Origin of the sequence: Allobosea sp., from assembly GCF_035944895.1 — a bacterium.
Lineage (GTDB): Bacteria > Pseudomonadota > Alphaproteobacteria > Rhizobiales > Beijerinckiaceae > Allobosea.
In genome coordinates this window covers 285,729-304,366 of the sequence record NZ_DASZAT010000012.1, presented here as the reverse complement: position 1 = coordinate 304,366, position 18,638 = coordinate 285,729, and the positions used below count along the sequence as shown (strand labels likewise).

Annotated in this window: 18 protein-coding genes; 10 read left to right on the top strand and 8 right to left on the bottom strand. The window is 66.9% G+C overall.

Annotated features, from left to right (window positions below):
• Positions 1–69: 69 nt before the first annotated feature.
• The 5 genes from VGV58_RS23580 (at position 70) to VGV58_RS23560 (ending at position 3,776) form a co-directional block, all read left to right on the top strand.
• On the top strand, positions 70–1,059 hold the full coding sequence (locus tag VGV58_RS23580) for an ABC transporter substrate-binding protein (protein ID WP_326876488.1): 990 nt from the start codon (positions 70–72) through the stop codon (positions 1,057–1,059).
• A 23-nt stretch (positions 1,060–1,082) separates the two neighbouring features.
• Complete coding sequence (locus VGV58_RS23575; RefSeq protein WP_326876487.1) at positions 1,083–1,898, top strand: ABC transporter ATP-binding protein; 816 nt, start codon at positions 1,083–1,085, stop codon at positions 1,896–1,898.
• Positions 1,899–1,901: 3 nt separating this feature from the next.
• A complete protein-coding gene (locus VGV58_RS23570; RefSeq protein ID WP_326876486.1) occupies positions 1,902–2,648 on the top strand; it encodes an ABC transporter permease in 747 nt (248 codons plus the stop codon).
• A 29-nt stretch (positions 2,649–2,677) separates the two neighbouring features.
• Complete coding sequence (locus tag VGV58_RS23565) at positions 2,678–3,409, top strand: ABC transporter permease (RefSeq protein WP_326876485.1); 732 nt, start codon at positions 2,678–2,680, stop codon at positions 3,407–3,409.
• Positions 3,410–3,506: 97 nt separating this feature from the next.
• The gene (locus VGV58_RS23560) at positions 3,507–3,776 is read left to right on the top strand and encodes a hypothetical protein (RefSeq protein WP_326876484.1); all 270 of its coding nucleotides are present in this window, start codon (positions 3,507–3,509) and stop codon (positions 3,774–3,776) included.
• Positions 3,777–3,948: 172 nt separating this feature from the next.
• Here VGV58_RS23560 and gyrB read toward each other — a convergent pair whose 3' ends face one another.
• The gene (gyrB, locus tag VGV58_RS23555; protein ID WP_326876483.1) at positions 3,949–6,381 is read right to left on the bottom strand and encodes a DNA topoisomerase (ATP-hydrolyzing) subunit B; all 2,433 of its coding nucleotides are present in this window, start codon (positions 6,379–6,381) and stop codon (positions 3,949–3,951) included.
• Positions 6,382–6,500: 119 nt separating this feature from the next.
• Entirely contained in the window at positions 6,501–8,339 is a 1,839-nt protein-coding gene (recQ, locus tag VGV58_RS23550; protein WP_326876482.1) for a DNA helicase RecQ, read from the bottom strand.
• A gap of 126 nt (positions 8,340–8,465) precedes the next feature.
• Here recQ and VGV58_RS23545 point away from each other — a divergent pair, with 126 nt between their 5' ends.
• On the top strand, positions 8,466–8,984 hold the full coding sequence (locus VGV58_RS23545; RefSeq protein WP_326876481.1) for a hypothetical protein: 519 nt from the start codon (positions 8,466–8,468) through the stop codon (positions 8,982–8,984).
• Positions 8,985–8,987: 3 nt separating this feature from the next.
• Here the strand turns inward: VGV58_RS23545 and VGV58_RS23540 are convergent, their stop codons facing one another.
• From VGV58_RS23540 to VGV58_RS23530, 3 genes are all read right to left on the bottom strand, one after another.
• Positions 8,988–9,548, bottom strand: a complete 561-nt coding sequence (locus VGV58_RS23540; protein WP_326876480.1) for an NADPH-dependent FMN reductase — start codon at positions 9,546–9,548, stop codon at positions 8,988–8,990.
• Positions 9,549–9,736: 188 nt separating this feature from the next.
• On the bottom strand, positions 9,737–10,537 hold the full coding sequence (locus VGV58_RS23535; RefSeq protein WP_326876479.1) for a class I SAM-dependent methyltransferase: 801 nt from the start codon (positions 10,535–10,537) through the stop codon (positions 9,737–9,739).
• Between the two features lie 137 nt (positions 10,538–10,674).
• A complete protein-coding gene (locus VGV58_RS23530) occupies positions 10,675–11,436 on the bottom strand; it encodes a Crp/Fnr family transcriptional regulator (protein ID WP_326876478.1) in 762 nt (253 codons plus the stop codon).
• A gap of 121 nt (positions 11,437–11,557) precedes the next feature.
• Here VGV58_RS23530 and VGV58_RS23525 point away from each other — a divergent pair, with 121 nt between their 5' ends.
• From VGV58_RS23525 to VGV58_RS23515, 3 genes are all read left to right on the top strand, one after another.
• Positions 11,558–13,369: an ABC transporter ATP-binding protein/permease gene (locus tag VGV58_RS23525; RefSeq protein ID WP_326876477.1), complete on the top strand. Its 1,812-nt coding sequence runs from the start codon at positions 11,558–11,560 to the stop codon at positions 13,367–13,369.
• A gap of 147 nt (positions 13,370–13,516) precedes the next feature.
• A complete protein-coding gene (locus VGV58_RS23520) occupies positions 13,517–13,792 on the top strand; it encodes a hypothetical protein (RefSeq protein ID WP_326876476.1) in 276 nt (91 codons plus the stop codon).
• 164 nt (positions 13,793–13,956) lie between these two features.
• A complete protein-coding gene (locus VGV58_RS23515; RefSeq protein WP_326876475.1) occupies positions 13,957–14,829 on the top strand; it encodes a transglutaminase family protein in 873 nt (290 codons plus the stop codon).
• Here VGV58_RS23515 and VGV58_RS23510 read toward each other — a convergent pair.
• Genes VGV58_RS23510 through VGV58_RS23500 form a run of 3 tightly spaced genes read right to left on the bottom strand, consistent with a single transcriptional unit; the run spans position 14,754 to position 17,247 of the window.
• A complete protein-coding gene (locus VGV58_RS23510) occupies positions 14,754–16,484 on the bottom strand; it encodes a sensor histidine kinase (RefSeq protein WP_326876474.1) in 1,731 nt (576 codons plus the stop codon). The two genes, VGV58_RS23515 and VGV58_RS23510, sit on opposite strands and share 76 nt — an antisense overlap.
• Entirely contained in the window at positions 16,485–17,045 is a 561-nt protein-coding gene (locus tag VGV58_RS23505; protein ID WP_152016161.1) for a sigma-70 family RNA polymerase sigma factor, read from the bottom strand.
• Positions 17,032–17,247: a NepR family anti-sigma factor gene (locus VGV58_RS23500; protein ID WP_326876473.1), complete on the bottom strand. Its 216-nt coding sequence runs from the start codon at positions 17,245–17,247 to the stop codon at positions 17,032–17,034. Before VGV58_RS23500 ends, VGV58_RS23505 begins: the two co-directional genes overlap by 14 nt.
• Positions 17,248–17,588: 341 nt before the next feature.
• Here VGV58_RS23500 and VGV58_RS23495 point away from each other — a divergent pair, with 341 nt between their 5' ends.
• A complete protein-coding gene (locus VGV58_RS23495) occupies positions 17,589–18,383 on the top strand; it encodes a response regulator (RefSeq protein WP_326876472.1) in 795 nt (264 codons plus the stop codon).
• Positions 18,384–18,638: the final 255 nt, after the last annotated feature.

Genomic DNA, 18,638 nt, shown 5'->3' with positions numbered 1-18,638 from the left:
AATTTGAACGTGAATGCCTGGCCTGCTGCAACGATAACGATCGGCGGCCTGCCACAATGGGAGAGTGACATGACCGCTTGGCTTGGCCTGACTTCGTTCAATCGTCTTGCGGCCATCGCCGCTGCGGCCGTCCTCGCCTTGCAGGCGCCGGCACGCGCCGAGGAGATTTCCGTCACCCAGTGGGGCGCCAGCCTCTATGGCGCGCCCTATGCGGTGGCGATGGAGAAGGGCCTGTTCAAGCAGGCCGGCATCGACATCACCGGCATCATCGGCTCCGGCGGCGGCGGCACCACGGTGCGCAACATCCTTGCCAGCTCGACGCCTTATGGCGAGGTCGCAGTCTCCGCCGCGCTCGCTGCCAAGGCGCAGGGGCTCGACCTGATCATCGTCAACACCGGCACGCGCAGCGTCGCCGAGGCGTCGATGGTCGTCATGCCGAACTCCGACCTGAAGGGCGTCGAGGACCTCGCCGGCAAGAAGGTCGCGATCACCTCGCCCAAGTCCGTCTCGGAAATGCTGCTGCTGATGGTGCTGCGCGAGAAGGGCGTCGACCAGAGCAAGGTCCAGCGCGTCGCCGCTGGCGGCTATGTCCCGGCGCTGACCATGCTCGAGCAGAACGCCGTCGTCGGCTCGGTGCTGATCGAGCCGCTGTCGATCATCCGCAAGGACAAGTACCGCACGCTCTACAAGGCCGGCGACATCCTGAAGCCGATGACCACCTCGGTCGGCATCACCACGCGCAAGTTCGCGCAGGAGAACCCCGAGAAGCTCAAGGCGATCATCGCCGGCCGCCGCGCCGGCGTGCAGGCGATCTACAAGGACCCGGCCGAGACCGCCAAGATCATCGAGAAGCTCTACAAGCTCGACGCGCCGATCGCCAAGGAAGCGGTCGACAACATGATCCCGCCGAAGATGTGGAGCGAGGGCGAGTTCAACGTCGAGGAGCTCAACCGCATGGTCGAGGGCTTGAAGCTGATCGGCGAGATCAAGGCCGACGTCGACTGGTCGACCGTGCTCGACAAGACCTATCTGCCCGCCGACCTCCAGGGCAAGCAATGAGCGCGGCGTCAGGGGCCAGGATCGTGCCGCTCGCGCCCCACGCCGCCACCGCCCCGGCCCATGCCAGGCTGCGCGGCGTCACCCGGGTCTTCGACCTCCCGAAATCGACCCTGCATGCGCTTGGCCCGGTCGATCTCGATTTGGCCAAGGGCGAGTTCTTCTCGGTGGTCGGCCCGTCCGGCTGTGGCAAGTCGACCTTGCTCGACATCCTCGCCGGCCTCAGCGCTCCGCAAGCCGGCACGGCCGAGTTCGAAGGCAAGCCGATCCAGGGCGTGCCCGACGGCGTCGGCGTCGTCTTCCAGGAGGACGCCTCCTTTCCCTGGCTCAATGTCCGCGACAACGTCGCCTTCGGCCTGCGCCGGGCCGGGGTCGATCCGGCCGAGATCAACCGACGCGTCGATTACGCCGTCGGCTTCATGGGGCTGAAGGACTTCGCGGCCTCCTATCCGGCCCAGCTCTCCGGGGGCATGCGCCAGCGTGTCTGCATCGCCCGCACTTTGGTGATGCAGCCCAGGTTGATCCTGCTCGATGAGCCCTTCGGCGCGCTCGATCAGCAGACCCGTCTGCTGATGGGCGACGAATTGCTGCGCCTCTGGCGCGAGACCTCCGCCACCGTCCTCCTGATCACCCACGCGCTCGACGAGGCGGCGATGCTGTCGGACCGCGTCGGGGTGATGTCGACCCGGCCCGGGACCTTCATCGATTTCGTCGAGACCGGCTGGGAGCGAGACCGCGACAGCCGCGTCGTCTCGACCCCGCATTTCGGCGACATCACCGCTCGCCTCTGGGAAAAGCTCCGGATCGAGGCCTTGAAGATCATGTCGGCCGGAAAGGCCTGAGCCATGTCCGAGAAATGGCTGCGCGTTGCGGTCGTCACCGCGATGGTTCTCCTGGTCGAGGCGCTCTGCCGCGTCGGCATCATCCCGCGCATGGTAATGATCGCCCCGTCCGACATGGTCGTCGAGCTCGGCAAGATCCTCGCCTCCGGCCAGTTCTCGGCCGATATCGCGATCACCTTCACCAATATCGCGATCTCGACCGTGCTCTCGGTCCTGCTCGGCTTCGCAGCCGGCGTGATCATCTACTCGCTGCCGGGCCTGCGCGACGCGATCGAGCCGCTGCTGGCCAGCTACTATGCCGTCCCGACTTTCGTCTTCTATCCGATCTTCATCACTCTCTTCGGCGTCGGCTCTGCCTCGATCATCGCGATCGCGGTGCTTCTCGCCATCGTCTCGATGGTGACCGCGACGCTGAACGGGCTCGACCGCATCCCGCGCGTGCTGCGCAAGACCGGCCAGATCTACCGGATGTCGCGGGTCAAGACCGCGCTCCTGATCGAATTGCCGGCTGCGACGCCCTATCTCTTCACCGGGGTCAAGCTCTCGGTCGCCTATTCCTTCATCGGCGTGATCGCTTCGGAGTTCATCCTGTCGGGCGCCGGTGTCGGCTACGCCATCGCCTATGCCTACAACCTGTTCGAGAACGGGCACATGTACGCGCTGATGCTGCTCGTCCTCATCGTCGTCACCGTCGTCAACACCTTCCTCAATGTGATCGACCGGCGCCTCCAGGCGCGTCGGCAGCGGTGACGCCAATGCCAAGCCCCACCACAGCTCTCATGCCCCGCTCTGCCGGCACGCTGCTCGTTCTCCTTGCCCTGCTCGTGCTTTGGCAAGGCCTGCATCTCCTGGTCGGCGCCTCCTCGCTGGCCTCGCCTCTGCAGACGGTCGGCAAGCTCGCTGCCCTGCTGACGACCGGCGAATTCTGGCTGAATATTTCCGAGACGATGCGTGCCTTCGTCGCCGCCTTCGCGATCTCGCTCTTCGGCGGCATCGCGCTCGGCATCGTGCTGGGCGTGCGCAAGCTCGCCGGCAACGTCGCCGAGCCGATCCTGACGACGCTCTATTCGATCCCCAAGGTCGTGCTGTACCCGCTGGTGCTGCTCTGCTTCGGCCTCGGCATCTCCGCCAAGATCGCCTTCGGCGTGATGCATGGGCTGATCCCGATCACGCTGTTCTCGATGAACGCGATCCGCCAGATGAAGCCGGTCTATCGCCGGACGTCGCAGGTGATGCGGCTGTCGCCGTCGCAGAGCGCCTTCACCGTGATCATGCCGGCGATCCTGCCCGAGATCATCTCGGGTGTTCGGCTCGGCTTCTCGCTGACGCTGCTCGGGGTGCTGATCGGCGAGATGTTCGCTTCGCAGCGCGGCCTCGGCTTCCTGCTGACCAGCGCGATCAATCTCGGCCAGATCGACACGATCATGGCGATCGCCCTGCTGCTGACCGTCTTCGCGGTAACCTGCAATGCGCTGATGATGCGCTTCGACCGGCGGCTGACGCACCGCTGACGCCCGCTGCGGGAGCTTGCGTGAATTGCGCGGGTCATGCAGGTTGCGCCGGACCTGTTCGGCTGCGGTTGCCCGCGCCTCCCGCATTGGAAAAACCATGAACCGCTATCATGTCGGCGCGGCCGCCATCCTTGTCACCCTGCTCGGCGGCTGTGTTTCGCGCGAGGAGCCGGTCGCCGTCTCGGAGCCTGCTCCGGTGATGCGCACGCGGGTGGTGCGGAATGCGCCGCCGCCGGATAGCGGCGATATCCAGCTCGGCCTGCCGCCGGCTCGCGAGGGCGGCCCGGCCTATGTCCGCTCCGGCGTCGAAAGCGCGCCTCGCTCAGGCGAACTTTATGGTGGCGGAACGCTGCCGCAGGGCTTCTGAAGCCTCGCGTCGCCGGATTTCCCGGGGCCGCAACAACCTGCTTCCTATCATGGTCGGGCTTGTCCCGACCATCCGCGCCTTCACCTCGCTGATCGCGTAAGGCGTTCAAGACGTCGATGCTCGCCACAGGGGCGAGCATGGCGGAGCGGGGTGACGCGCTCTCCAGTCCCGCTCAGGTATCGACCGTCGCGTTCAGCGCATTGGTCTGGATGAACTCGCGGCGCGGCTCGACCACGTCGCCCATCAGCTTGACGAAGAGGTCGTCGGCCTCGTCGTTCTGGTCGTTCTTGACGCGCAGCAGCGAGCGCACATCGCGGTCGAGCGTCGTCTCCCAGAGCTGGTCCGGGTTCATCTCGCCGAGGCCTTTGTAGCGCTGCAGCGAAACGCCCTTCTTGCCGATGGCGTTGATTGCGTCGAACAGATCGCTCGGGCCGTTGACGATATGGTCGTCGCCCTTGCGGCTGAGCACGCCCGGCTTGGCATAGGCTTCCCGCAGCGAATGTGCGGCAGCGTCGAGCTTGCGCGCTTCGGCGCTGGCGAGAAGCCCGGAATCGAGTGAGACGACCTGCTTCACGCCGCGCACCAGCCGCGAGAAGGTGAAGCCGCCATCGACGGCCTTGCCCTCCCAGCCGCGCTCGATCTCGTCCGAGATCGCGTCGAGCCGGCGCGCGACATAGGCGGCTGCCTCGGTGAGCTCGGCCTCGCCGCGCTCGCCATGGGGACGTAAGGCGCCGGCGATGGCGATCTGCTCGACGACGCGCCGGTCATAGCGCGAATGCAGCTGCGACAGCGTGTGGCGAATGCTGCGGGCTTCCTCGATCAGGGCGCGCAAATCGGCGCCGCCGCGCTCGCTGCCCTCGCCGGTGCGGAAGACGGCGCCGTCGAGCGCGGAATCGACCAGGTAGTCCTCGAGGGCGCGCTCGTCCTTGAGATAGGTCTGTGACTTGCCGCGCGCCGCCTTGTAGAGCGGCGGCTGGGCGATGAAGAGGTGGCCGCGGTCGATCAACTCCGGCATCTGCCGGTAGAAGAAGGTCAGCAGCAGGGTGCGGATATGGGCGCCGTCGACATCGGCGTCGGTCATGATGATGATCTTGTGGTAGCGCAGCTTCTCGACGTTGAAGGCGCTTGAGTCCTTCTCGTCGCGCCCGATGCCCGTGCCGAGCGCCGTGATCAGCGTGCCCACCTGGTCGGAGGACAGCATCTTGTCGAAGCGTGCGCGCTCGACGTTGAGAATCTTGCCGCGCAGCGGCAGGACTGCCTGGTATTCGCGGGCCCGGCCCTGCTTGGCAGAGCCGCCGGCCGAATCGCCCTCGACGATGAAGATCTCGGACTTGGCCGGATCCCTCTCCTGGCAATCAGCCAATTTGCCTGGAAGCGAGGCGATATCGAGCGCGCCCTTGCGGCGGGTGAGGTCGCGCGCCTTGCGGGCGGCCTCGCGGGCGGCGGCGGCCTCGGCCACCTTGCCGACGATGGTCTTGGCCTCGTTCGGATGCTCTTCGAGCCAGGTCGAGAGCGCCTGGTTGACGACATTCTCGACGACCGGGCGAACCTCCGAGGAAACCAGCTTGTCCTTGGTCTGCGAGGAGAACTTCGGATCCGGCACCTTGACGGAGACGATCGCGGTCAGGCCCTCGCGGCAATCGTCGCCGGTCAGCGAGACCTTCTCCTTCTTCGAAATGCCGGAGGTCTCGGCATAGCCGGTGACCTGCCGCGTCAGCGCGGCGCGGAAGCCGGCGAGATGGGTGCCGCCATCGCGCTGCGGGATGTTGTTGGTGAAGCAGAGCACGTTCTCGTGATAGCTGTCGTTCCACCACAGCGCGACGTCGACGGTGATGCCGTCCTTCTCGTTCGAGAGCATCACCGGCTTGGAGATGATGGGCGTCTTGGCGCGATCGAGATAGCGCACGAAGGCTTCGACGCCGCCTTCGTACATCAGTTCCTCGCGCACGACCTCGGCATGGCGGGCGTCGGTGAGGACGATGCGCACGCCGGAGTTCAGGAATGCGAGCTCACGCAGCCGGTGCTCCAGCGTCTTGTAGTCGAATTCGACCATGGTGAAGGTTTCCTGCGACGGCAGGAAGGTCACCTCGGTGCCGCGCTTGTCGCCGGCCGGGCCGACCACGGCGAGCGGGGCGACCGCGTCGCCATGACGGAACTCCATGAAATGCTCGCTGCCCTCGCGCCAGATGCGCAGCTTCAGCGAGACCGAGAGCGCGTTGACGACGGAGACGCCGACGCCGTGCAGGCCGCCCGAGACCTTGTAGGAGTTCTGGTCGAACTTCCCGCCGGCATGGAGCTGGGTCATGATGACCTCGGCCGCCGAAATGCCTTCTTCGCTGTGGATGGCGGTCGGGATGCCGCGGCCATTGTCCGAGACCGTCACCGAGCCGTCGGCATTCAGCGTCACCGTGACGAGGTCGGCATGGCCGGCGAGCGCCTCGTCGATGGCATTGTCGACGACCTCATAGACCATGTGGTGCAGGCCCGAGCCGTCATCGGTGTCGCCGATATACATGCCGGGACGCTTGCGCACCGCATCGAGGCCCTTGAGCACCTTGATCGAGTCGGCGCCATAGTCTTCGGCGCCGTTGGTGACGTCTGTCATGCGGGGGTCCTTCGGCGGGCGAGCATGGCGCCCGCGATCAGCTTGATTCGTCTACCGAATATAGGCGCTCAGCGTGGCTTTTTCACGTGCGTGCGCGTACGTACGCGAGAGTGGCGGATTTAGCCAGTGAATGTCGCGATCGCATCCAGGAAAACCTCGCCATATTGGGCGAGCTTGCGTTCGCCGACGCCTTCGATCGCGCGCATCTGGTCGAGGCCGAGCGGTCGCTCGCGCGCCATCGCGATCAGCGTCCGGTCGGTGAAGATGATGTAGGCGGCGACGCCTTCCTCGCGCGCAAGCGTCAGCCTGAGCTGGCGCAGATGCTCGAACAGGGCGGCGGTGTCGCCATCGAGCCCGTCGGCACGTGCGGCCTCGCGCTGGCCGCGGCGCGAGCGCCGCTCGGCGAGCGGGTCGACCCGCAGCGCGATCGGCTCGCGGCCGAACAGGATGTCCTCGCCCTTCTCCGTCAGGCGAAAGCCGCCATGCTCGGTGCTGGCCTCGGCGAGCGCGCCGGCGGCGAAGAGCTTGCGGGCCATGGCCATCCAGGCGCCCTTGGGTTTGTCGTTGCCGACACCGAAGGTCTTCAGGCCATCATGGTTCTGGCGCCGGATCGCCTCCGTCTGGGTACCGGTCAGGATATCCGCGAGATGGCCGGCGCCGTAGCGCTGGCCGGAGCGGATCACCGCCGAGAGCAATTTTCTGGCATCGAGCGTCGCGTCGGCGAGCTCGGGCGCGGCCGGGCCGCAAAGATCGCAGCGGAACTGCGCCTCACCATGCCGGCAGGGCGGCACCTGTTCGCCGAAATAGGACAAGAGCGCCGAGCGCCGGCACAGCGCCGATTCGCAGAGATCGATCATCGCGTTGAGGCGCTTGTGCTCGATCCGGCGGCGCTCGTCGTCGATCTGCTTCTCGTCGATCTGGCGGCGCCGCAGCGCCATGTCGTCGACGCCGTAGAGGGTCAGCGTATCGGCCGGCAGGCCGTCGCGGCCGGCACGGCCGATCTCCTGATAATAGCTTTCGATCGAGCCTGGCATGTCGGCGTGCACGACGAAGCGGACATCGGGCTTGTTGATGCCCATGCCGAAGGCGATGGTGGCGCAGACGACGACGCCGTCCTCCTGCAGGAAGATGTCCTGGTTGCGGTTGCGCTCCGTCTGCTCCAGCCCGGCATGGTAGGGATAGGCCTTCCAGCCCTTCTCGCTGAGGCCCTGCGCCAGCCGCTCGGTGCGGCCGCGCGAGGAGCAGTAGACGATGCCCGAGCCGCCGCGATGGACCTTCAGGAAATCGTCGATCTGCCGGCGCGGCTGCTCCTTCGGCGCGAAGGTGAGCTTCAGGTTCGGCCGGTCGAAGGAATGGACGACGAGGTGCGGCGGTGCCGGGAAGAGCTGCTGGGCGATATCGTCGCGCGTTTGGCGGTCGGCGGTCGCGGTCAGCGCCGTCACCGGGATATCGCCGAGCGCCTCGCGCACCTTCGAGAGCAGCCGGTATTCCGGGCGGAAGTCGTGGCCCCATTGCGAGACGCAATGCGCCTCGTCGATGGCGAGCCGGGTGACGCCGAGCCGGCGCAATCGCGCGACGAGGCCTTCGCCAGCCAATCGCTCCGGCGAGACGAAGAGCAGCCGCAATTCGCCTGAATTGAGCTTGTCCCAGGCCTGGGCCGCCTCGGCCTCGCTGTTCATCGAGTTGAGCGAGGCGGCGGAGACGCCGGCACGCACCAATTGGCCGACCTGGTCGCGCATCAAGGCGATCAGCGGCGAGACCACCAGCGTCAAACCGCCGGTAACCAGCGCCGGCAGCTGGTAGCACATCGATTTGCCCGAGCCGGTCGGCATCACCGCGAAGACGTCGCGGCCGGCCAAGGCGGCTTCGATCACCTCCCATTGCCCGGGGCGGAAATCGTCATAGCCGAAGACCGACTTCAGGATCGCGCGGGCTTCTGATTCGCGGGGCGATGACATGCGCCGGATGTGCCGGATTCGGGCCGACAAGGCCAGTGCGATGGCGAAACCGTCCCCGCTTCCCGCAAGTCGGCTTGCTGAGCTGTCACGCGTGCCTCACGCTGCGGCAGCCCGGTAAGGAGAGCCATGATGCGCCTGCCCCTGACTGTCGCCATCTGCTGTCTTGCGATTTCTGCGCAAGCCCGGCCGCTCGAGCGCGAGCTGCCGCCGGCGAAGGCCGCCTGCTGGGAGCGGGTCTACGATGCCGCCCATCTCGCCAGCCACCCGCAGCAGAAGGTCGCGCGGATTCGCCTGGTCCATCTGCCGCAGAATTGGTCCGAAACCGGTCAGGGCGGCTTCTATGTCGCGCTCTATATCAACCTGCGCCAGCGGGTGAAGGTCGATCAGAGCTTCGACTATCAGCTCGGCGGCATCTGCAAGCCGGCCGGGCAGGGTTTGCGCTGCGTGCCGGAATGGGAGGCGGGCAGCTGGCGGATCGAGCGCGGCCCGAACGGGGCGCTGGACGTCCGTAATGGCGGCATCATCGCCAATCCCAATCCCTACGATGCCGAGGAGATCGCCGATGGCGCGGTTCGTATCCCGGCAAAGCCGGACGACGGGCTCTGGCGCCTGTCGCCGGCAGCCGGGCCTTGCGGGCTGGAATAGCGCTCAGGGGTGGAGCGCCGCCACCTTCACCAGCCGCGCCACCATCTTGTCGCGCATGCCCTTGAGGCGCTTGTCGATGAAGTCGCCATCTTCGCCATAGGCCTTGTCGGCGCCGCTGACCGCCAGCATCTCCGGCACCAGCAGCGCGCCGAAGCCGAGCTCGAGCACGGTCCGCAATTGAGTCAGGCAGCGATAGGTGCCGAGATTGCCGGCCGAGGCGCCGCCGATCGCGACCACCTTCTCGCGCAGGCCCGGGCCGCCGGAGCGGACGATGCTGATCCAGTCGAGCGCGTTCTTCAGCGCCGGCGGATAGCCGGAATTGTACTCCGGGCTGGCGATGAAGAGCCCGTCATGGGCATCGACCAGCGCCGCCAGCGCCTTCGCCTCCTGCGGCTGCTCATCGTGGAAGGCGCGGGCGTCGATCAGCGGCAGCGGATAGTCGCCGAGCGAGATCTGCGTCACCTCGGCTCCCGCATCCCGGAGATTCCCTGCGATCAGGGTTGCGAGCCGGGTGTTCATCGAGCCCGGGCGCCAGGAACCGGCGAAAACGAGGATTTTTGGCATGGTCACTCCGACGGATAAGCATTTTCGAGCGAAGTGGACACCGGTTCGCGTGAAGAAAATGCGTCAAAAATAAAAACTTTGAGCATTGCCGCGATTCGGAGAAGCGCGGGAATCCTCCAGCGGGGCGAACGGCCCAGCCTTCTCATTCTGCGATGTCGGAGGCATACGGGGCCAGCGTCAAGCTCGTGTCACGGCTTGGCGCGGCGATAGACCCAGACTCGCGCCGGCGGGATGTTGCGCAGCACCCAGTCGGAGACCTGCGCCTTGAGGCCGGAGCCCTTGCGCGGCACTGGCGAGATCACCGCATAGGTGAACTGGATGAAGGGAGCGCCGGACCTGAGCACATTGGCGAAGGCGTCCTGCACCAGAGCGGTGCGTTCCGGCGGCGGCTTGTTGAACAGCGGCAGCGAGGACACGACCGCGCTCGCCTTCTCGCTCAGATGCCCGGCGAGCGTGGTCGAAAGCGCATAGGCATCGCCCTCGATGACGGTGGCGCGTGGGAAGCGGCGGCGCAGCAGCTCGCAGAATTCCGGGCTGTACTCGACCAGGATCAGCCTGGCTTCGTCGATGCCGCGCTCGATCAGCGCCTCGGTGACCGGCCCGGTGCCGGGACCGATCTCGACCACCGGCCCCTCGGCCTGCGGGTCGACATAGGACGCCATGCGCCTGGCGAGGAAAGGGCTCGACGGCGCGACCGCCCCGGTGCGGCCCGGCGAATCGATCCAGGACTTGAGGAAACGGGCATCGTCGCTGAACCGCGCCTTGGCCTCGTCGGCCGCCTTGCGGACATGCGACTTGAGCTTGCCGGCGGTGTTGCGGACCTCGTCCTCGACCTTGTAGCGCGCCGCGGCGACCCTCAGCCTTGCTTCGGCGACGCTGTCGGCGAAATCCGCCGCGGTCAGCCGCACCTCATGCTCCAGTCGGGCTGCGACGGACGAGCGTCCGAAGCGGGTGGCGCGCAGGCGCTGACCGGAAGCGGGATGGGCCATTCAGAACCTCGATGCGGCCAGGCGGAAGGCCCGCGCCGGAGCGACATGACAATGCCGTGACGTTACGCCGCTGTCATATGGGGTCAAGAGCGGGCCGAATCCAGCGATTTCTTGGCTGGCCACCAGAGTGTCCGCGATCAGATCAGCGGACGTGGGTGCAATTCGGTCTCGAACAGCAGCGCCATGCGCTCGGTCAGGCGCGGATTGTGGATGGTGAGGCGGCCGCGCTCGAGCGAGAACATCCCGGCCTTGCGCAGGCGCGCCCAGGTCTTGCTGGTGTGGACGAGCGAGAGGCCGAGCGCATCGGCGAGCTGCTGCTGTGTCAGCGGGAAGACGAAGCTCTTCTCGGCGACCAGGCCGAGCGCTTCGGCCCTGCGATAGAGCGAGATCACCAGCGCTGCGATCCGCTCCTGCGCATTGCGCTGGCCGACCGAGGTCAGGTTCTCGTCGATCAGGCTCTCCTCGCGCGAGCCGAGCCAGGCGAGCTCGTAAGCGAGCGCCGGCATCCGCCCGAACATTTCATAGGTGCGCCGGCGCGGGAAGACGCAGAGCTCGACCTCGGTCAGCGCCTCGATGCCGTGCTGGGCGGCGCTGAGCAACGAAGCCTGCAGGCCGACGAGATCGCCCGGCAGCAGGAAGTTGAGGATCTGCCGGCGTCCGTCCGGCAGCGATTTGTAGCGAAAGGCCCAGCCCGAGAAGAGCGTGTAGAGCTCTGCATCCTCCTGGCCGGGATGGATGATGTCGCTGCCGGCAGGCAATTGCCGGTGGTCGAGCTTCATCTCCTGGATGAAGCGGATTTCCTCGTCGGACTTGTCCTTGAAGGCCGGTTTCAGCCGTAGCGGACAGGCAAGGCAGGACGGGCTGCGGTGATTGCGATGATTGCTCGATGCGACGATCACGCCCGGCTCCTTCATCCGCCGGAACCCGCGGCGAATGCTTGCGTTTTCTGTGTGGCGCGAAAGCCGTGGCTTAGCAATCGCGCCCGTCCCGGCATAGCAGATCGGCTCAGGAGGCCGCCGCATGAAATCACATGCCTCCGGGCTGCGGCGTTCGCGCCTGCGCCAGTTCTTTCGCGTGGCCCTGGGCTTCTGGCGCGGCGAGAACAGGCTGCGCGCCTGGGGCCTCACCTTCGCGGTGCTGCTCTTCGTCGCGGCCCAGCTCGGCGCCGCAGTTGGCGTCAACAGCTGGAACCGGCTTTTCTTCGACGCGCTGGAAAAGCGCGACCTCGACAAGGTCTGGGCTGCCGTCGGCTGGCTGCCGTTGATCATCGCGGCGTCGGCGGCATCGCTGTCCTGTCTGGTGATCAGCCGGATGCTGCTGCAGATGCGCTGGCGGCAATGGCTGACGCACCGCCTCGCCGGCTGGTGGATCGCCGACCAGCGCTATTACCGGATGCAGTTCGTCGTGCCCGACCAGAGCGCGCCGGAATACCGCATCGCCGAGGATGTCCGCCTTTCCATCGAGCCCCTGGTCGAGTTCGCGATCGGCTTGCTCAGCGCCTTCGTCACGGCTGTGACCTTCGCCGCGATCCTCTGGCAGGTCGCGGGGGCGGCACATTTCACCCTTGGCGGAACGCAGATCGTGATCCCCAGCTATATGGCGCTCGCCGCGATCGTCTATGCGGTCATCGCCTCGCTCGCGGCTTACGTCGCCGGCCGGCCTCTGGTGCCGCGCATCGCTGCCAAGAACGAGGCCGAGGCGCAGTTCCGTGCCGAGATGACGCGCCTGCGCGAGAACGCCGAGAGCATCGCCCTGATCAAGGGTGATGCCGACGAACGCGATTCGGTCGGCGAGAACTATGGCCGCGTCGTTGCCGCCTGGCTGAAGGTGATCCGGCAGCAGGGCGTCATCGCCATCGTGCTCAACACCAATGGCGCGCTGTTCCCGATCGTGCCGCTCCTGTTGATCGCGCCCAAATATCTCTCCGGCGAGATCACGCTCGGGGCCGTCATGCAGGTCGTCGCCGCCTTCAGCGCAGTGCAGGCCGCGCTGATCTGGTTCGTCGACAACTTCGTCCGGCTGGCCGAGTGGTTCGCTTCGGTGAGGCGCGTCGACGAACTGGCGGAAGCGCTGGAGGCGCTCGACGTCGGTACGATCATGGACGGCGAGACGCAGATCGAGTTGGGGGAAAGCGAGGACGGTGCGATCCATATCGCCGACCTCTCCGTCGCGCACAGCAATGGCCGCATCGTCATCGCCGACGCTTCCGTGGTGATCGCGCCTGGCGAAAAGGTGCTGATCGCGGGCGAGAGCGGCACCGGCAAGAGTACGCTGATCCGGGCGCTCGCCGGGCTCTGGCCCTGGGGCGCCGGCGCGATCGCGCTGCCGCGCGGCAAGCGCGTCGCCTTCGTGCCGCAGAAGCCCTATCTGCCGCTCGGGACGTTGCGCGACGTGCTGCTCTATCCGGAAGCCGAGAGCCGCGTCGACGATGATGCCGTGCGCGCGGCGCTGGAGCGCTGCGGCCTGTCCTATCTCGGCAAGCGTCTCGACGAGGAGGAGCGCTGGGACAACATCCTCTCCGGCGGCGAGCGCCAGCGCGTCGCCTTCGCGCGGCTGCTGATCCAGAAGCCGGACATCATCATCATGGACGAGGCGACTTCGGCGCTCGACGAGGACAGCCAGGATTCGCTGCTCGGTCTGATCGAGAGCGAGCTCGCCTATGCCACCGTGATCAGCGTCGGTCATCGGCCCGGCCTCGAGGACTTCCACGAGCGCAAGATCACGCTGGAGAAGCGCGAGGCCGGCGCGCATCTGACCTCGAAGCGCCTGACCAGGTCGCTCTGGCGACTGTTCCGCCGGCGCGAGGCCGCCAATGATCGCTCAGTCGCCTGAAAAACGAACCGCGCCTGAAACGGAAACACGCCTGAAAAAGAATCCGGATCGCTGCGATTTCCGCGCAAACCGGAACAATTCCCAGCCAGACGGGTTGAGAAGCCGTTCCGCCTTTCAAGAGCGATCACACGAACCGGGAGAGCGAAGATGACCACCGCCAGCCTTGCCCCCTTCAAGCGCGCTGCCACCTTCTTCGGCGGCATGGCGCTGGTCGTGAGCGCCCTGACCCTGGGTGCCTCCTACCAGAACGGCTTCGGCGAGAGCTCGGAAGCGGTGGCCCAGGCCAAGCTCCAGCGCGGCGCCCCGGCCCACGTCCAGTTCGCGGCGGTCCACCCCGCCGAGATGCGCCGTGACTTCGCTCATCGCGTCGTCCCGACCTCGCAGCGCGAGGCCAGCCTCAAGGGCAACACAGTCCTGCGCTGAACCTTGCTTCTCGGTCTATCGCGTTCTCTTCACGCGAACTGGTTCCCGCTTCTCTCGGGAACCGATTGGCCGCTCGCGCGTAATTCAACTGCCTGATCAGCAAAGCCGCCGCGAGGCGGCTTTTTGCCGTGACGGCGAGGTATGATGGAGCGGCTGGAGATCAGATGCATCTGCGCATTCGCCACGCGACGACTTATCGCTACGCCGAGCCGGTCCTCTTCGGCCCGCACCGGCTGATGCTGCGTCCGCGCGATTCCTTCGATCTGCGCGTCATCGATACCGCGATCGCGATCTCGCCGCAGGCCGGGCTGCGCTGGATGCACGACGCCTATGGCAATCCCGTCGCCATGGCGAGCTTCGCTGGCCGATCGGACACGCTCGAGGTCGTCAGCGAGCTCGTCGTCCAGCGCTTCGGCTCGGCGCTACCACGCACGCAGGTCGAGCCCGGCATAGAGAGCTCCGAGATCAGCTACACCCCGGCGGAGCGCGCGGTGCTCCGGCCCTATCTCGACCTTGCCACAGCCGATCCCGATGGCGCGCTCGATGCCTGGCTGCAGGCGTTCCGGGCCCGGCTCAATGGCGGCCACCTGCTGCGCGCCCTGGCGCATGAGATCAATGCCGGCCTGAGCTATGCCGTGCGCTTTGACGAAGGCACCCAGCATCCGCTCGACACGCTGCGGATGGGCGCGGGCTCCTGTCGCGACTACGCCTGGCTGTTCATCGAACTGGCGCGCCGGCTCGGCTTCGCCGCGCGTTTCGTCACCGGTTACATCCATGAGCGCTCGCCGGCGGGCGCGGGAATGACGTCCGTGGCCGGGCTGACCCATGCCTGGGCCGACGTCTTCATCCCCAATGACGGCTGGATCGAGTTCGATCCGACCAATGATCTCGTCGCCGACCGGCAATTGCTGCGGGTCGCGGTGGCGCGGGTGCCGGAGGACGCCTCGCCGGTGTCGGGGAGCTATATCGGGCCGGCGGGCGCCTTCCTCGGGCTCAGCGTCGGCGTCGAGATTGCACCGGTGGACAGGCTGGGCTGAATCTCGTCGGTCCGGCGCGGCGTGCCGTGGCTCAGGCGCCAGATGCCGAGGCTGCGCCCCTGCGGCGGGCTGATCTCGACGGCTTCGATCTGCATCAGCAATCCCGCGAACAGGCGCGGCGGCGCGATCTGCGCGGCGTCGCGGTCGGTGCTGATGGCGACGTCGATGATGCCGTCGCCGGCTGCGGTCACGGCGAGTTCGAGGCCGATGCCCGGAGCTGCCCGCAGCGCCCGGCCGACCACGTCGACGATCAGGAAGCCGAGCGGAATGATCCGGTCGATCGGCAGGGCGGCCTGCGTCTCGATGCGGCTTTCCAGCCGCTGGCCGCGCGCGAGGATCAGGCTGGAGACCATTGCCACGACGTCGTCGAGGAAGAGGTCGATCCGCACCGGCTGCATCTCGCCGTCGGCGAGGGTGAAGCGATACGCGGCCGAAAGCACATGGACGCGGCACTCGGCATCCGAGAGCGCCGCCCGCGCCTCGCCCTGATGGTCGCGCTTGGTCAGGCCGATATAGCTCTGCACCACCTGCAGGCTGTTCTTGACCCGATGGTGCAGCTCGCGGACCAGGAAACGGTTGTCCTCGAGCGCGAGCCTGAGCTTGCTCTGGCGCACCTCCTGCTCGTCGACCATCGCATTGAAGGCCTCGGCGACGCTGCGGATGTCGCGCGGCATCTCGTCGGAGAGCGGGACCCGGGCACTGGCCGAGGTCGACCTCGCCCGGGCCGTCGCCTCGATGCCGCGCAGCCAGCGCACGCAGTGCTGGTCGATCGCTTTCATGTAGACGAGGCCAAGCAGGGCGAGCGTCAGCAGCGGCGCCAGCAGCAAGGCATAGAATTGCGTCTTTGCGGCCTGTTCGGCCGTGCCGTCGAAGCTCACCACCACATAAAGGTCAGGCTCGGCCACCATGCGCGCGGCATAGGTGCGGACCGGCCCGCCCCGGCTCGGCGCGGACCAGTGAGCGGTCGGATCGGGCACGGCCTCGGCCTTGGGAAGCCAGGATGCGTCGGCCTGCGCGCCGCCGCGTGCGACCACGACGTCGCCGCCGCGTCGCAGCAGCGCCGCCATCATGCCTTTGTCGCTGCTGCCGAGGTCGAAGGTGTCGTCGAGCGGGTCCGGCTTGCTGAGCAGGAGCGCGTCGCCCCCGTCGAACGCGCTGTAGATGGCGAGGAAGGAGCGCCCCGCGATCGTGACCTGATCGTAGCGGGCCTTGGTGAACTCGGTGCCGCCCCAAAGCTTGATGGGCGCGCGCGCGGCGAGCTGATCGGCGACGGCAGTGAGTTCGCCGGGTGGGATGCTGCCGTCGAGCCCGCCGATGCAGTCCCGCCGGCCTGACACCCGCAGCAGCAGGGCCTCGTAGCCCGAGACCGCGGCGAGCGCCTTCTCGGCGATGCGGTCGCACATGCCCGGTGACGGCGAGGCCGCCCGGATCGCCGCAGCACTGGTGACGAGCGAGCGAAGCGCGCCGCGATACCAGACGCGGGCGCGCACGGCGAAGTCGTCCGCCGAGCGCGTCTGGGCGGTCTCGATCGCCTCGTAGACGGTCCGGTAGGTCGCGACGGCCGCTGCTGCGGTGAGGCAGGCGATCGGCAGGACGATCGCGACCATCAGTGCCAGCAGGCGGCCGCGAACCGTCCTGAACAGCGAGAGAGCCATTTAGCTGCCGACGGTTTCTGGTCCTGCGCGCTGGACGGCTGCGGTGATTCGGCGATCGGGGCCGAGATCGTCGACGCCGCCGATGGACAGGAGCTCCGCCAGCTTGGCGCGTGCCCGGTTGACGCGGCTCTTGATCGTGCCGATCGCGACGCCGCAGATCTCGGCAGTCTCCTCATAGGACAGCCCGGTGGCGCCGACCATGATCAGCACCTCGCGCTGCTCCTCCGGGAGCTTGGCCAGCGCCTTGCGGAAATCGGCGAGGTCGAGATGGCTTTCCTGGTTGCCATGGGTGGCGAGCCGGTCGGCATAGGTGCCTTCGCTGTCCTGCACCTCGCGTCCGCGCTTGCGGTAGAGCGAGTAGTAGGTGTTGCGCAGGATGGTGAAGAGCCAGGCCCGCAGGCTGGTGCCGGGCTGGAATTTCTCGGCATTGCCCCAGGCCTTGAGCAGCGTGTCCTGGACGAGGTCGTCGGCGAGCTGCATCGAGCCCGACAGCGACGCCGCAAAGGCTCGCAGGTTCGGAATCTCCGCGATCAGCCCGTCCTTGAAGTCAGCTGCGCTCATCGGAGCGGCCCTCGGCCTTCAGGCGCTGTTCGGTATCCTCGAGCTGGGCCAGCAGCACCAGGAACCGGTCCGGGACCGGCGCATTGATCAGGTCGTCATAATGCGCCTTGAGGGACCGGCCGATCGATTCCTGCACCCTGGGATCGAGCACCATTTCGTCGTCCGGTTCGGCTCGGGCCGCTTCGGGCGGATCGGCATTCATCAGATTCATGATCCCTCGCTCCATTGGCATGCCGACAGTGCCGTCGATCACACCCAACCACGCCACGCACGCTCGTCGATACGCCTGCGCGCAACCGCCCCGAAACGCACCTTCATTCGGCCCAATAACGAGGCCGGAAGCAAAAGGTTCCGCCGGGAACAAAAAATAATTTTCTTGTCATAACAGGGACTTGAGTGCTCTTCTCCAGTAGCTTTGGATGAGGCCGGATCTCGCCGGAGCGGAAGCTCGGTCGGTGAGTCCGCCTCTCAATTCTGGATAGAGCCCGACCCGATCAGCGTGCATCGAAAGCCGATCGGGCTGGACTCGTGGGGGATAGCAAGATGTCGATCGCCACAGAAATCGCGCCGCATTTGCCGTATCTGCGCCGCTTCGCCCGGGCGCTGAGCGGAACCCAGGCGAGCGGCGACGCCTATGTCGTCGCGACGCTGGAAGCGCTGATCGCCGATCCCGGCACCTTCCCGCGCGAACTCGGCTCGCGGGTCGGCCTCTACCGGCTGTTCCTGCAGATGTGGTCGTCCGTGGGGCTCAACACCCAGGCTCCGGCGCCGGAAGCCGAGCGCACCGCCGCCGAGCGCAATCTCGATGCGCTGACGCCGCGCTCGCGCCAGGCCTTCCTGCTGCGGACGGTTGAAGGATTCTCGATCGAGGAGGTCGCGCAGGTCATGAACATCGCCCCGAGCGCCGCCGCCGCCCTCGTCCAGACGGCTGGCCAGGAAATTGCCGAGCAGGTCGCCACCGACGTGCTGATCATCGAGGATGAGCCGATCATCGCCCTCGACATCGAGACGATGGTCGAGGAACTCGGCCACAGGGTCACGGGCGTCGCCCGGACGCATCGCGAGGCGATTGCGCTGGTTGCGAAGAAGCGCCCCGGCCTCGTCCTCGCTGATATCCAGTTGGCCGACGGCAGCTCCGGCCTCGAGGCGGTCAATGAGATCCTCGAAGCGATCGAGGTGCCGGTGATCTTCATCACCGCCTATCCGGAGCGTCTGCTCACCGGCGACCGTCCGGAGCCGGCCTTCCTGATCACCAAGCCGTTCCAGCCGGAAGCGGTGAAGGCCGCGATCAGCCAGGCGCTGTTCTTCGATCGTCGCGCCGGCCGCAAGGCCGCCTGACCCGCCGATCGAGGTGACCGGGAACAAATCGGCGATCCCTCGCGTTGCCCCGGCCCGGGCAATGCGAAGGAGATCGGTCATGTCCATGGCTCTGCTGGCGGCGCTGATCGTCGCGGCCTCTCTGACGGTCCTGTTCACGGCCGTCGGGTGAGGGCATGCGGATATGCTCGCCATTTCGGCAAGGTGGCTGCGCGGCCATGATCGTGGCGGCAGGGCTTGCCGGCTGCGGCACCGCCTGGAGCCGCGAAGCGCAGC